Below are 14,590 nucleotides of genomic sequence, written 5' to 3' on the forward strand. Positions count from 1 at the left end.
ACTATGCTGGATCGCTCGACGGATCGCCTCCGTCGTTGTGGCGCTGCCGTGAAGAACCTGGCCCATAGCGCGTCCCTCCACTCCAGCGTGAAGAGTGCACCATCAAACCCTGGGATCAAACATCTAGCCGGCGTCGGATTTGCTGCCGCGTAGCACGTCGAGCCGATACTCGGCCGTCCTCGACTGCTTCACGACCGTCGCGAAGGTCCGAGCGCCAGCGATGAAGCCTTCGGCTGCTTCGTCGCCGGAGAGCGGGTAGTGGGTCACGCCGAGCCAGTGGACCAGAACGATGTCAGCCTCGGGTAACAGAGCGCCTCGGACACGCGCGACCAAGCGCGCGAGATCGGCGCGGTCGAGATAGTACGCTACCTCCGAGATCACGATGAGGTCGAACCGCCCGTCTGGCCAAGCGTCAGGAACAGCGGCCAACATGAAGCGCGCGGTCGGGCAATCGGCGCATCGCGCCCGCGCGGCGTCCAGAACGGATGGCACCACGTCGAGCCCGATCAGCGTGTCGCAGCGCCGGCAGAGCTGATGAGTGAACACGCCGATGGAGCATCCCACGTCCAGTGCCGATGCGTAGTGAGCGCGCGGCAGGGCGGCAAGCGTCGCGGCATACTTGTCGCGCTCGTACGGGCTCGTGGCGAAGTGCCACGGATCTGCCTCGGTCGCGTACATGCCCCTGAAGTAATCTTGATCCAGAGTTTTCGTTCGACGGCCAGTCGGAGCGTCGGAGGGCCTGTCGGAAGTCGTCTCCAAGCCTGTGGCTCCTCTGATCCCGATTAAGGTACTCGTGGCGGCAACGGCTCCGGACTGGAGCATGTGACGGCGTGAGACGGGCTCGCGTACGCGCACAATACACCTCAGGGTGCCAGTAACTGTGAGACTGGGGAACAGCACGCAGTCGGGACAGTTCCGAGCACAGGCGCCGGCGTTCTTCCGAGAAAACGCTTTGGCGCTAGCGCAGTCGCCCGCTCCGATGCTGTTGCGATTGAGACCGGACCCTCGGCTACCCCCTCATCAGAGATGCCCCCATAGGCCGCACGGCTATGCTTGGTCTGAACGTCGAGCAGCCAGCTCCTAGGTACATGAGGGGTGGAGGCGGGTGTAACCGCAACGTCCGCTCTGAAGTGTCTGTCGCTCGAAAGCGGCCCGGCTGGAAACCACCCATCCCAGGCATTCAGAGACGCATGCTTGCGAGACTGGAGCTGGCCGCAAACGGCCGGTCCGGTTCGGAGCAGCCCGCCGCAAAAGCGGACGGCCTCCTGCCGACACAACCCAGCCATTGCCGTGAGGAAGCAGGCCTTCGGAAAGCGACCGTTCGGTGCCAGTTCACGCACCGAACGGCCATTGGCCCGCGACCGCGTCTCAACCCCCCATTGTCATCACGGAGCCGCCGTCGACCCTAAGGAACTCGCCGGTGATGAAGCTGGCGTGTTCCGAGCACAGGAACGTAACCGCGGCTGCGACCTCCTCGGCCCGGCCACGGCGCTTGGCGACGATGCCGGGGCGCTCCTCGTCCAGCGTCAGCTTGATCGCCTCGTCAAACGAGATGCCCTTCTCCTTGGCCTTCTTCTCCATCTGAGCGTCGGTCATCGGCGTCGCGATGAAGGCCGGGCCGACCGCGTTCACGAGCACGCCCTCCGGTCCGTAGGCCTTCGACAGTCCCTTCGCGAGGTTCAGTACGCCGGCCTTCGCGGCGGCGTAGGGAAGCTCCTCGATGTAGGGTTGCACGGCGTCCTCCGATGAGAACAGTACGACCCGGCCCCAGCCTGCCGTGCGCATATGCGGGATGAAGGCCCTGGTCGCGCGCACGCCGGCCATGAGGTCGGTCTGAATCGCCTCGATCCAGTCCTCGTCCGTGAGTTCGAGAAAGTCGCCGGACGCACCCGTGATGCCGGCGGCGCAGACGAGGATGGTGGGCTTGTCGTCGAAGGCCATGTTGGCGAAGGCAGCGAGCACCTCGATGCCCTTCGCCGTGCTGAGGTCCGCCTCGACCGCGCGAACCTGGCCGAGCGCCGCCAGCTCCGAGGCCGTAGCCTGCAGTTCGGGACCTTCCTTGTCGGTCAGGACGACGTGGACGCCCTCGCGCAGCAGGTGCTCGGCGGTCGAGCGGCCCATGCCCGATTTCGCGCCCGTGACGACGGCGACGCGACCTGAGATCCCGAGATCCATGTGCCTGCACTCCCTTGCAATGATGGATGGAGAACGCGGACCGCCGAGCTCCGGCGGCCACCCATCCTGCGGCAAATGCTGTCGGCCCGGTTCACTCTCTGTCTGGCTGTATCCGCACGCTCTCGCCTCAGGCCGTCACGTTGGCGCTGTCTCCGGCGGTCACGGCGTAGCTCGTGCCGCTGACCATGCGGGCGGCATCGGAAGCCAGGAACACGACCGCCGGGGCGACGTCGTCGGGATCGATCCAGGGCACGCCGAGCGGCGACTTGCCGGCGAGCGCCGCCTTGGCGGCCTCCTCGTCCTCGGCCTCGTTCCCGGACGGCGCCTTGTTGCCGACCTGCAGGGCCTGCGTGTACCGCTCCTCGTGGCGCGTCAGCGGCGTGTCGATCAGGCCGGGGATGACGGCGTTGACTGTGATGCGGTGCTTGCCGAGTTCGAGGGCGGCCGACTTCATCAGCCCGATGATGCCCCACTTCGAGGCCGAGTAGGCCGAGCCGTTCAGGGTGCCGTGCTGGCCCTGGGTCGACGACGTGACGATGATGCGGCCGCCGCCGCGGGCGACAATGTGGGGAGCGAAGGCCCGGATCGCGTTGGCGGTGCCGGTCAGGTTGACGTCGATCTGATCATGCCAGTCCGCATCCTCCATCTTCAGTAGGGGCTTGAACGCCTGGATGCCGGCGTTAGCGAACAGGATGTCGATGCCGCCTAAGGCCTGAACGATCCTGTCGGCAGCGTTCCGCAGTGCGCCGATGTCGCGCTGATCGGCCGTCAGCCCGAGCCAGCGACGCCCCGCGGCCTCGACCATGCGTCCCGTATCCGCCAACTCGTCGGGTGTCGCTTTCGCCGCCTCCATGATCGAGCTGACCGGCCCGGCGATGTCGATGCCGACAACGTCCGCGCCGGCCTGGGCGAGGGCGGCCGCGGAGGCCCGGCCGATGCCGCGGGCCGCACCCGTCACCACCGCGACCTTACCGTCCAATCGGAACAGGGAGTTCGAACTAGAATCTGCCATCGCGAGCCTCGGAATCCTCGCCCCGTCGAAGGGCTGTCGTAGACCCGAACGCACCGGATGGAACTGCGGCATGTAACGACTGCGCGATGTGAAGCCGCCGTGGTCTCGTCGGCCTTGGCCTAGGCGAGCACTCCGACGGCAGGGGTTCGCGAAGAAATCCACGGAAGCGTCGCGGCGCGGCCGATGACGCCCTGGGCGCCGGCGACGAGGACTTTTCTCTGCATGGTTGGCTCGCTCCCGTTTCCCGTAAGCTGGGGATTGGCGGGACGCGTGGGAGGCGACCGCTTCCTGAACCAGTCTTAGCCAAAGGAAAGCTGCCGTCCTCGGCCTAGGTTCGCACGCTTGATGATCCGGTCCGCGCCTCGCCCATCGCACGCCTGCAACGATCCTCGACCTCGGAGAGGTCGCGAGCGATGACCTTCTACACGCCGAAGGCCCGTGTGAGCGCTATTCCAGCATGGCCTGCAGCTCGGCCCGTCGCGTATCGCCGGGCACGACCGTTTCAATCAGGCGACAGGACCACGCGAGGCGGTCGGGGTCGCGCTCCCCCCAGAGCCCGCGTGCCTTGTTGTCCCTCGGACCCTCGCAGACGTGGAGGGGTGGGCACAACAGGGTCGAAGCTCAATCTACCAGGCGAGGGTCTGCTTTTGACCCAACTCAGTCGCTCACCGCTTCAGATCCGGCGCTTGAAAGCAAATAAACGCTCGCTCAAGGCAGGCGTTTAGCGATTGTGATCGCTGGCTTGGTGGTTCGGAGACACCGGTTCGTCTGGCGCTGCGGGCTGAACGAACTCGTCAAGTGCGGACGAGCCGTTGCCGCTAGATGATCCGGCGCGTTTCCTCGGCGGTCCACCGGCGCTTTCCGCAGCGCACTTAATGCGGTGTGCGCCATCCGCGCAGGTTTCACCCCGGGGAACCTAGGCGGCCCGGAATCGGTCGTGTGAGAGACGATCGTCCGACCGGAGAGACCATCATGCCCTTCATCGCGGTCCACGATAGCGCGCAGCTTTTTTTCAAGGACTGGGGACGCGGTCGGCCGGTCGTGCTCATCCACGGCTGGCCGCTCGATGCCGACATGTGGGAGTTCCAGCAGCGGACGCTCACCGAGGCTGGTTTTCGCACCATCGCCTACGACCGCCGCGGTTTCGGCCGCTCTGACCAGACCTGGGACGGCTACGATTACGACACCCTCGCCGACGACCTGAAATCCGTGCTCGACGCCCTCGATGTGCAGGACGTGGCGCTGGTCGGGTTCTCAATGGGCGGCGGCGAGATCGCCCGGTACATGAGCCGGCATGGCGGCGCCCGGGTCACTCGGGCCGCGCTCGTCTCGTCGGTGACGCCCTATATGCTCAAGACGGCCGACAACCCAGACGGCGTCGACCCAGCGGTGTTCGACGGCATGATCGCCGGGCTGAAGAAGGACCGCCCGAACTTCATGGCGACTTTCGCAAAGACGTTCTTCGGGGTTGGGATGCTCTCATCGCCGGTCTCGTCCGACCTGATCGAATGGACCGGCACCCTCGCGATGCGCGGGTCGCCGAAGGCGACGACCGCCTGCGTGACGGCCTTCGCCGAGACCGACTTCCGCGCCGACATGGCCGCGTTTCGCGTGCCGACCCTCGTGATCCACGGCGATGCCGACCGGACCGTGCCGATCGACGTGTCGGGCAAGGCCACAGCCGCCGCGATCCCCGGCGCCGAGTTCGTCGTCTATGACGGCGCGCCGCATGCCGTGCCGTTCACCCATGCCGAACGGCTGAACGCGGATCTGATCACCTTCCTGAAGGGCTGACCCGCGCTCCGCTCACCATTACCCCGCACACACAATCCGAGGTACCATGACGACGAGCCCGATCCTCCAACCCGTGACAATCGGCGATCTGCACCTCAAGAACCGCATCGTGATGGCGCCGCTGACCCGCAGCCGGTCTTCGACCGCGGGCGTACCGCCGGACTTCGCCGCCGATTATTACGGCCAGCGTGCCAGCGCCGGCCTCATCGTCTCAGAGGCCACTAATATCTCGCAGCAGGCCGTGGGCTATGCCTACACGCCGGGCATCTGGTCGGACGAGCAGATCGAGGCTTGGACGCGCATCGTCTCGACGGTCCACGCCAACGACGGCTGCATCTTCCTCCAGCTGTGGCACACCGGCCGGATATCCCATCCCGACCTGCAGCCAGGGGGCGGACTCCCGGTCTCCGCTTCGGCGGTGAAGCCGGCGGGAACTGCCTTCACGATGGAGGGGATGAAGCCCCACGTCACCCCGCGGGCGTTGGAGACCGATGAGATCCCCGGCATCGTCGATGATTATCGGCGCGCGGCCGCGAACGCCAAGCGCGCCGGCTTCGACGGGGTCGAGGTCCACTCGGCCAACAACTACCTGCTGGAGCAGTTCGTGCGAGATTCGACCAACAAGCGAACCGATCGCTACGGTGGCTCGATCGAGAATCGTTTGCGGTTCCCGCTTGAGGTGGTCCGTGCGGTGACCGAGGCCTGGGACGGCGGAAGCCGCGTCGGCATCCGGTTGTCGCCCGCCACGACGCAGCCCGGCGAGACACCGCTCGATTCCGAGACGCATGCCACCTTCGGCGCCTATGTCGATGCGCTCAACGAGTTCGGCTTGCTCTACATTCACACGATCGAGGGCGTCACGCAGCAGACCCGTGATGTGCCGGACGGCGTCGATTTCCTCGACCTGCGGCGCCGGTTCGCGGGCGCCTATATCGGCAACAACCAGAACACCCTGGATCTCGCCGAGAAGGAACTGGCCGAGGGCCGCGCCGATCTGTTCAGCTTCGGCCGGCCCTACCTTGCCAACCCGGACCTCGTCGGGCGGCTGGCGAGCGGGGCACCGCTGGCCGAGGCACCCAAGCAATACTGGTACGGCGGCGGTGCGACCGGTTACTCCGACTGGCCGGGCATGGACGGGCCGGTACCGGTACGGCGCTGAACCGATCACGGAGATCGGCACGTCGCCGATTGTGACCGAGGCGACGGCCGGTATTGTGTGAATGTCTTGCTGCGCGCGGGTGAGCGCTCGGCCAACCTCGGCCTTGCCGGCAGGATCGAACCGAGCGGCCGGTGTGTACCCCGGCCGGCATCGGCCGTGGGTCACCACCACCAGGGGCAAGTTGCTCGAAATCGCGCTCCGAGCCTCCGAGGCCGCCAAGTCGGTGAGTATGCGACGTGGCGCCGAGGATGCGTCCTCGGTCGCCTACAACCCGTGCCGACATGCGGGCCGGCGCGCCGCGTCGCTCCGGCACCGCGTCCAAGCGCGGCCTCGCGCGGGCGGCGTGCAACGACCGGGCATGGCGCGGGTTTCCTAGCCTTCGACTGAGACGCCCCGATCCTACCGATCCGAACCCAAGGAGCACCATGTCCCGCGAGAGCAGCATCCAGGCGACCGAGAAGTTCGGAGAACTCGTCAACGGTGGCCAGTTCGACGCCTTCCCCGAGGTCGTCGCCCCGGACTGCCATGATCACGACCCGGCTCCGGGCCAGCACATGGGTCCCGAGGGATACAAGGCCTTCTTCACCGAACTCCGCACGGCGTTCCCCGACATGCAGGTCGAGGTGAAGAAGCTCGTCGCCGACGGGGACAGCGTCGCCTTCGCGTATACGCTCACCGGCACGCACCAGGGTGATTTCAACGGCCACAAGCCGACCGGGAAGGCCATCAAGGTCCGCGGCATGCAGATCGGTCGTTTCGTGGACGGCAAGATGGTCGAGCGGTGGGGCTCGTCCGACGAGCTCGGCATCCTGAAGCAGATCGGCGCCATCGAGGGTTGATGGAGGCATCCGCGACGGGGTCCCGGCCGCGGGACGTCCTCAGGACATGACCCGGAGCGACCCATGGGCCGCCCCGGGTCTCAAGAGTCAATCGTCGGCTTCCCGACTCCTCAGGCGCTCCGGGCTTGGTCGGGATGGCGCCCCTCCGCGAACTCCTCGACGATCTTGGCGCAGAAGGCCGGCAGGTCCTTGGGCGTGCGGCTCGTGACGAGCCCCTTGTCGCAGACGACCTCCTCGTCGACCCAGGTGCCGCCGGCGTTCTCGATGTCGCGGCGAACCGTGGGGTATGAGGTCAGCGTCCGGCCCTTCACGACGTCGGCCTCGATCAGGGTCCACGGCCCGTGGCAGATGACCCCGACCGGCTTGCCCGCGGCGAAGAAGTCCCGGACGAACGCCACGACATCCTTGCTCGCCCGGAGCTTGTCGGCGCCAACGCAGCCGCCGGGCACGACGAGGCCGTCGTAGTCCGCGGCCGACGCCCCCTCGATGGTCCTGTCCACGTTGTAGCGACTGGCGGGATCGAGGTCGTTGTTGACTGTCTCGGCTTCGCCGGCCTCCAGACCGATGACCGTCACGGTCGCCCCGGCCTGCTTCACCGCCTCATGCGGCTTGGCGAACTCCGGATCCTCGGTACCGCGCGGTGCGATCAGGATTGCGATCTTCTTGCCCTGCAAGCTCATGTCATCGTCCTTCTGGGTGTCGGGATCTAACGGGGGCGCCTTCGCGCCGTTCCTCACGCAGGGATGCGGTCGATGCCGGCGGTATCCTCGGCCGCGACGCCGTTCTCGCGGTGGCGGAAATCGCTCAGCGCCTGGTAGACCTAGAGGCGCGCCCGCATAACCGAACCGAGCGGCCGGTGCGCCGCGAGACTGTGCGCAGGGCGGAAGGTCATCACCTCGTCGAAGTAGCGCACCCGCTCCGGCGAGTAGGCGTCCTGGCGCGGCAGGCGGAGCGTCGCCACCGTCCGGTAGGGGCTCACCGAGACCGGCCAGTCGACCGAAGCATCCTCAATGGGTTGCCGCTCGGCATCGGCCCAGAGCTGCGCCTTGATCTCGAACATCACGTCGTTTTCCCGGAAGAACGCGACGGTGGCGTGCCGGAAGCCGTCCTCGTCCTGGTTCGGGTCGAGCCTCCACTCGGATAGCGCACGCTGGGCCTCGGCCGTCGGCACGGCCCCGAGCTTGGCCACGTGGTCGCCGAAGCGCACGGGCGCCTGGCTGAAGTAGCTGTCGGCCAGCGGGTGGCTATAGGGATGACCGAAGAAGTCGGCGAGCGCGCTCTCGGTGCCGAAGGCATGCAGCGCCTTGTTGAGGTTGCGCATGGTGGAGGACACCGCGCTTTTCACGCCCTCCGGCAGGCCGGTCGACTTGCCAATGACCGTGCCGTCGCGCAGGAAGCCCGCCGCCGTGCCGGACGGAAAGGTGGTCCCGGTCGCGTGGACGAAATCCTGGGTGTCGACCGCTTGGCCGGGCAGCTTCTCGCCGGGGACGTCGAACACCTTAATCGACATGCCGCGGTGGGTTGAGACCCGGTCGCCCAGCGTCTCGCCCGGTCCCTGAGCGAAGCGAACCGCGACGAGATGGGTGCCGGGCGTGGCAAACAACCCCTGCGCCAGTTCGGGCGGCAGGCCGGCGGAGATCGTCAACTCGCCGGTGACGCAGGCCGAACTCTTTGCGTGGCTGGCCCGCACCGCATGGTGCTCGCGCCTCTCCACCGTCTCGGATTGCTGCGTCATGCCGGCGATGATGCCGTCAATCGTCTTTTGCTCGTCCGCAGCAGGCGTCTCGATGCCGGGGGCGTATCGAAGGTAGGTCATGCTCGTCGCTCTTCGGCGGATCGATCATCGTCGTTCCAAGGCATCTCCCGGGATGCGAGCGAGTTCCTTGGCAGCCCGAGAGCAGCCCCTCCGCCGAACGGTCGCCACGACGCATGTTCGAGGCGCTTTCACCCCTCAGCAGGCAGCGTAGGTCGTTAGGACGATCCGCCGATCCGCGAACCCCCGCTTATTGCCGGAATCGTCCGTTGCCGGGCGGGAATGCGAGACGGGGGGACGACCATCTGCCCTGACCAAGTCGGTATCACGGGCCTACAACATAGGGAGGCGGCGTGGTCGGGGACCCCGCGGAAACGCCGCGTCGATCCGGATGATCTCGGCTTCCGTCAGCCGCAGCTGGCCAGCGCTGGCGTTGTCGGCGGCATGCTCGGGACTGGACGCCTTGGGGATCGTGAAGGTGGACGGCCTCCGCGCTAGGAACCGAAGCGCGACCTGACGGGCGGTCGCGCCGTGGTTCGCCGCGACCTCCTCCAGGACGTGGCCCCCCGGTGTTCGTGGGCCGGGGAAGCTGCCATGGCCGAATGGGCTGTAGGCGACGACGGCGATTCCGTGATCCTCGCACCAGGGCTGGACGGCGTGCTCGATTGCGCGCTCCTCGAGATGATAGAGGACCTAATTGCAGGCGATGCGGCCCTCGCCCCCGGCCTTCCAAGCAGCTTCAAGGTTGGGCACATCGAAATTGCTCATCCCCCAGGATAGGATCTTGCCCTGTTCGCGCAGCCGCTCGAAGCCGGTGAAGGTGTCCTCAAGCGGATGCGAGCCAGGCCAGTGCAGCAGGTAACAATCCAGCCTGTCGGTGCGTAGGCGCGCGAGCGAGCGCTCGCAGGCCGCCACCGTCCCGGCAAGCGAGGCGTTGCTGGGAAGGACCTTGGAAACGAGGAAAATGTTATCGCGCCGCCCGGCGATCGCCTCGCCGACCACGGTCTCGGCGTCGCCGTACATCTCGGCGGTATCGATGTGGGTCATGCCGAGGTCGAGGCCGCGGCGGAGCGCTGCGACCGCGGAGAGCCGGTGCGCGTCGTCGATGTACCAGGTTCCCTGGCCGATCACCGCAACCTCGCGCGGCACGGGACCAAACGGGCGCTGCTCCATGCATTTCCCTATCCGTGGACGGCACGTGCGCCTTAGGCGCGAACACCGCGCGCACGCAGCTGTCCGTCTTGTGATTGAACATGTCGTAGTCGCGCGGTCCGTCCTCAAGGGAGAAACGGTGGTTGGCGAGGCAGGCCGGGTTGAGCTCGCCCTTCAGGGCGTGCGTCAGCAGCCGGTCCATGTAGGCTTGTGCATGTTGTTGGGCGGTGCGCACCGTCATACCGCACCGTTTGATCGCGCATTCCGTCGTTGCTGTACCCCGCCTAAAGAACTGGATGTTGCGATCTTGCGCTTAGGCGTGCCTTCCAAAGCTCGCTGATGTGTCAAAACATGAGAATGTTGTGGCCGCCGGCTTGATCGATGTCTGCTTCGGAGACGCACACGAGGGCCATCCAGTGGCTGGAATGGGCGCGAAGCCGAATGTCCGGTCCTGCGCGCGCCGACAGTCCGGCGTGACGTGGTATGGCCGAAAGCGGAATGACCGCTTCGGAGCGAGCCCGCCGCACAAGCGGACAGCCGTGTCCGAGCCTCAACGCATCTCGGTGTATCCCGCATATCCTCAGTGCGTCCCGGGCGTTGCGGCAGCAGCCCACGGCCCGTTCGAAAGCGGATGCGTCGCCACCTGCGAAGCAGGGGCGTAGCTTCCACCGATCACCACCAGCAGCAATCCGCCGACCAGACCGAAATTCTTGAGAAAGTCCCAAAGGTGCGCCCGGCCTTCGCCCTTCCGCGACCAGAAGCGCGGAAAGGTCCAGAACTGATGGTACATCACCGCTGTCACCGCACAGAAACCGGCGAGCACGAGAGCTGCGGCTCTGTCCCATAAGCCGGCTACGATCAGCAGCGGTGTTATCGCTTCGACGGCAATGCCCAGAAGAAGAAGGAGGTTGGGAAACGGAAGCGGGCCGGATTTCGCCTGCTTGATCGCCTCCTTCCAATGGGCAACCTTATCGTAGGCACTTAAGGGAAACATGCCGACGAGGCAGATTTTGGCGGCCAGGGGAATGGCCACCAGATTGATCCAAATCATATGAAAGCCTTGTCGGGATAGGTAAGCGGTCTCAGGCACAAGACCGCCCCGAGGAACTCGCACCTTCAACGTTCTCACGAAAGAGCGGTCTTCCACAATAGATCGTGATATTAGTGAGCCCTATCCGTGTGGGCTCGCCAGATCATCCAGGCATCTCCTTCAAAATATACCACAATGCTGCCGTCTATCGATCGACGGCATCCTTATACATGCGCTTCAGTACAAGGCTGGCCGATGCCGCAGGACCATTTCGACATCATCGTTATCGGCTCGGGGCCTGGCGGCGGCTCACTGACGGCACGGCTCGCCGGGACCGGAAAGCGTATCCTCCTCTTGGAGCGCGGCGATTACCTGCCACGCTCGCAAGATAACTGGAGTGCGAAGACAGTCTTCGTGGACGGTGCCTACCAAGCCCAAGAAACATGGTTCGGCGGCGACGGCCAATCGTTCAGTCCGGCCCTGCATTACTATGTCGGCGGCAACTCGAAGGTTTATGGTGCCGCGCTGTTTCGCCTGCGCGAACGGGATTTCGGCGAAGTCCGCCACGTGGACGGCATCTCGCCGGCATGGCCAGTCTCCTATGACGCGTTCGAGCCGTACTACGCTCAGGCGGAAAAGCTCTTCGCGGTCCATGGCACGCGCGGGGAAGATCCGACCGAGCCGTGGTCGAGCGGCCCCTATGATCACTCGGCCGTCACGCACGAACCACGCATCCAGCGGTTGTCGGAGGATTGGGCCAAAGAGGGGCTCCGACCCTTCCATCTTCCCCTCGGGATCAAGCTCGACGAGCGCAACGGCAAGCCGACGCCGACCAGCATCTGCATCCGCTGCGACGCCTTCGATGGCTTTCCCTGCCTGCTGAACGGCAAGGCCGACGCTCAGGTGATGACCGTCGATCCGACGCTTGCCGCGCACAGCAACGTCACGCTCCTCGTCAACGCCTACGTCTCGCGGTTGGAGACCGACCCGGCCGGCCGGACCGTCACCGGCGTCCGGGTGACCCGCGAGGGGCGGGAGGAGCGCTACACCGCCGATATCGTGGTCGTCGCCTGCGGAGCCCTGTCCTCGGCGCTGCTGTTCCTGCGCTCCGCCAACGCCGCCCATCCGAACGGCCTCGCCAATGGGTCGGATCAGGTCGGTCGCAACTACATGCGCCACAACATGTCCGTGCTGATGGCGCTCTCGAAAGACGTGAACGACACTGTCTTCCAAAAAACGATGGCGGTTTCGGACTTCTACTTCGCGTCTAAGGATTGGCAGTATCCGATGGGTCTGATCCAGATGTGTGCCAAGACGCATCCCGATCAGATCCGGGGAGAGGAATTCCCGAAGTGGACGGGATTCCTGCCGAACGCTCCGTTCGAGATGGCCGCGCGGCATTCCATGGATTTCTGGCTCCAAAGCGAGGACCTGCCCCACCCGGACAACCGGATCATGCTGGAACGCGACGGCCGAGTGGTCCTCGATATTGAGGAAAACAACCGGGAGGCGCATGATCGCCTGCGCGCCAAGCTGTCCGATCTGCTGAAGCCGGCGGGGGCCTATACCTACCTGTTCGAGCGCTCGCTCTACCTCGGCAAGAACATCCCTCTCAGCGGGACCGCCCATCAGGCGGGGACGCTGCGGTTCGGGACCGATCCGCGTAGTTCCGTGCTCGACCTGAACTGTAAGGCCCACGAGATCGACAACCTCTACGTAACCGATGCAAGCTTCTTCCCGTCGATCGGCGCGGTGAACCCGACGCTCACGATCATCGCCAACGCCCTGCGGGTCGCCGACCATATTCGGGCGCGTCTGGCCTGACGGGCCGACCCCCGCGCATCAGCCCATCAGACGAGCCCACTGGCGATCCGGCGCCGGTGGGTCCGGGGAGACGCCCGTTGAGCAAACCCATCGAGAGCTATGCCCTGATTGGCGACGGGGAGACCGCCGCCCTCGTCGCCCGCGACGGCGCGATCGACTGGCTGTGCTGGCCGGATTTCGACGATGACGCCTGCTTCAGTGCGCTCCTGGGCACCGAGGCGAACGGCCGGTGGTCGATCGCGCCGCGGGACGCGGTGATTGGGTCCACCCGGCGTTACCGCGGCGATACCCTGATCCTCGAGACCGAGCTGACGACATCCGACGGCACGGTGCGGATCACCGACTTCATGCCGATCCGGGAGACGGTATCGGCGCTGGTGCGGATCGTTGAGGGCCTGTCGGGCACGCTCGCGATGGCCTGCGATCTGCGGCCTCGCTTCGACTATGGGACCCTCAGTCCCTGGTGGGAGGCCTGCGAGGGCGGCGCGGTGGCCCGCGCGGGCCGGCATCGCCTGACCCTGCGGGCGAGCGTGCCCGTGACACTCGCCGACGGCGCGGCGCAGGCGGCGTTTTCCCTGCGCGAGGGCGAGCGTCGCAGCTTCATCTTGACCCGCACCGACGCCTGGGCGACGCGGGTTCCGGATGTCGACGCCGGGGCGGCGCTCGCGGCCACGCAGGCCTACTGGGAACGGTGGATCGCGGCGTTCGATGCCGGACGGACCCGGTGGCCCGCCGCGGTCAAGCGTTCGTTGCTGACCCTGAAGGCCCTCACCCATAGCCGCTCCGGCGGCCTGATCGCGGCACCGACAACCAGCCTGCCCGAGGTGCCCGCCGGAGGCATGAACTGGGACTACCGCTACTCCTGGCTGCGCGACTCGACCTTCACCCTCGGAGCCTTTCTCAATGCCGGCTTCCAGGCGGAGGCCACGGCGTGGCGCGACTGGCTGCTCCGGGCCGTCGCGGGCGAACCCGAACGCCTGCGCATCATGTACCGCAGCGACGGATCCCGGCACCTATCCGAATGGACCGTGGATGCCCTGCAGGGGTACCGGGAGGCCCGCCCCGTGCGGATCGGCAACGCCGCCTCAACCCAGTTGCAGCTCGACGTCTACGGCGAGGTTCTCGACACCCTGCTGCTGGCCCGGCGGGCCGGCATCCCGGCTACGGACCACCAGCGCGAGGTGGAGCGGCGTCTGGCCGAGCATCTTGGGCGGATCTGGGAGGGGCGCGACGCGGGGATCTGGGAATCGCGGGGGGAGCCCAAGCGATACACCTATTCCAAGGTGATGTGCTGGGTCGGCTTCGACCGGGCGCTGCGGACCGGCGACCTGCCGGACGCCCTGCGCGTTGCGCTCGCGGCGTACCGCGATAAGGCCCACGCGCAGATCTGCCACGACGGCTGGAACGCCGGGCTCGGGACCTTCACGCAGAGCTATGGCAGTCGCGCCCTCGACGCGAGCCTCCTGCTCCTTCCCCTCGTCGGCTTCCTGCCGGCGGACGAGCTTCGCATGGCGGCGACGATCGAACGGATCCGCTCCGATCTCGACCAGGATGGCCTCATCCGGCGACAGCGGGCGACGGGGGACGGCAACGACGAGGGTGCTTTCCTGCCCTGCTCGCTTTGGATGGCCGATTGCCTGCGTCTTCAGGGACGCCAGGAACTCGCCGAATCCTACCTCGAACGCGTGCTCGGGGTCGCCAACGACGTCGGTCTCCTCTCGGAAGAATACGACGGAGCCGGCCGCTGTCTGGCCGGGAATTTCCCGCAGGCACTAACCCATCTCGGTATCGTCAACACGGCGCTCGGCCTGTGCGGCCCGGTCATCGACCGCGGCGGTGGGTGAGGTCCCTT

At 66.3% G+C, this 14,590-nt stretch carries 10 protein-coding genes and 2 pseudogenes; 5 read left to right on the top strand and 7 right to left on the bottom strand.

From position 1 onward, the window contains the following. Positions 1-123: 123 nt before the first annotated feature. The 3 genes from AAHG09_RS20720 to AAHG09_RS20730 all read right to left on the bottom strand — a co-directional run bounded on the left by AAHG09_RS20720 (position 124) and on the right by AAHG09_RS20730 (position 3,187). Positions 124-678, bottom strand: a complete 555-nt coding sequence (locus AAHG09_RS20720; protein WP_342109390.1) for a class I SAM-dependent DNA methyltransferase — start codon at positions 676-678, stop codon at positions 124-126. Between the two features lie 690 nt (positions 679-1,368). Next, on the bottom strand, positions 1,369-2,175 hold the full coding sequence (locus AAHG09_RS20725) for an SDR family NAD(P)-dependent oxidoreductase (RefSeq protein WP_342109391.1): 807 nt from the start codon (positions 2,173-2,175) through the stop codon (positions 1,369-1,371). A 127-nt stretch (positions 2,176-2,302) separates the two neighbouring features. Beyond that, positions 2,303-3,187: an SDR family NAD(P)-dependent oxidoreductase gene (locus AAHG09_RS20730; protein ID WP_342106160.1), complete on the bottom strand. Its 885-nt coding sequence runs from the start codon at positions 3,185-3,187 to the stop codon at positions 2,303-2,305. 972 nt (positions 3,188-4,159) lie between these two features. Here AAHG09_RS20730 and AAHG09_RS20735 point away from each other — a divergent pair. The 3 genes from AAHG09_RS20735 to AAHG09_RS20745 all read left to right on the top strand — a co-directional run bounded on the left by AAHG09_RS20735 (position 4,160) and on the right by AAHG09_RS20745 (position 6,979). Continuing rightward, complete coding sequence (locus AAHG09_RS20735) at positions 4,160-4,981, top strand: alpha/beta fold hydrolase (protein WP_342109392.1); 822 nt, start codon at positions 4,160-4,162, stop codon at positions 4,979-4,981. Positions 4,982-5,027: 46 nt separating this feature from the next. Continuing rightward, on the top strand, positions 5,028-6,140 hold the full coding sequence (locus tag AAHG09_RS20740; RefSeq protein WP_342109393.1) for an alkene reductase: 1,113 nt from the start codon (positions 5,028-5,030) through the stop codon (positions 6,138-6,140). A gap of 425 nt (positions 6,141-6,565) precedes the next feature. Beyond that, complete coding sequence (locus AAHG09_RS20745; protein WP_012322179.1) at positions 6,566-6,979, top strand: ester cyclase; 414 nt, start codon at positions 6,566-6,568, stop codon at positions 6,977-6,979. Positions 6,980-7,089: 110 nt separating this feature from the next. Here AAHG09_RS20745 and AAHG09_RS20750 read toward each other — a convergent pair whose 3' ends face one another. The 4 genes and pseudogenes from AAHG09_RS20750 to AAHG09_RS20765 all read right to left on the bottom strand — a co-directional run bounded on the left by AAHG09_RS20750 (position 7,090) and on the right by AAHG09_RS20765 (position 10,917). Further along, positions 7,090-7,659 carry a type 1 glutamine amidotransferase domain-containing protein gene (locus AAHG09_RS20750; RefSeq protein ID WP_342109394.1) on the bottom strand — a complete coding sequence of 190 codons (570 nt, stop codon included), beginning with the start codon at positions 7,657-7,659 and terminating at the stop codon, positions 7,090-7,092. Positions 7,660-7,712: 53 nt separating this feature from the next. Continuing rightward, positions 7,713-8,795 (bottom strand): annotated as a pseudogene (locus AAHG09_RS20755) (catalase family protein). 270 nt (positions 8,796-9,065) lie between these two features. Next, positions 9,066-9,905, bottom strand: a pseudogene (locus AAHG09_RS20760) (aldo/keto reductase). A gap of 559 nt (positions 9,906-10,464) precedes the next feature. Then, on the bottom strand, positions 10,465-10,917 hold the full coding sequence (locus AAHG09_RS20765) for a DoxX family protein (protein WP_342109395.1): 453 nt from the start codon (positions 10,915-10,917) through the stop codon (positions 10,465-10,467). Positions 10,918-11,061: 144 nt separating this feature from the next. Between AAHG09_RS20765 and AAHG09_RS20770 the strand changes: the two genes are divergently transcribed. Both AAHG09_RS20770 and AAHG09_RS20775 read left to right on the top strand, forming a co-directional pair. Further along, positions 11,062-12,738 carry a GMC family oxidoreductase gene (locus AAHG09_RS20770; RefSeq protein WP_342109396.1) on the top strand — a complete coding sequence of 559 codons (1,677 nt, stop codon included), beginning with the start codon at positions 11,062-11,064 and terminating at the stop codon, positions 12,736-12,738. A gap of 77 nt (positions 12,739-12,815) precedes the next feature. Further along, positions 12,816-14,582, top strand: a complete 1,767-nt coding sequence (locus AAHG09_RS20775) for a glycoside hydrolase family 15 protein (RefSeq protein WP_342109397.1) — start codon at positions 12,816-12,818, stop codon at positions 14,580-14,582. The last annotated feature ends 8 nt before the right edge of the window (positions 14,583-14,590 follow it).

Origin of the sequence: Methylobacterium guangdongense (genome assembly GCF_038442355.1) — a bacterium.
Lineage (GTDB): Bacteria > Pseudomonadota > Alphaproteobacteria > Rhizobiales > Beijerinckiaceae > Methylobacterium > Methylobacterium guangdongense.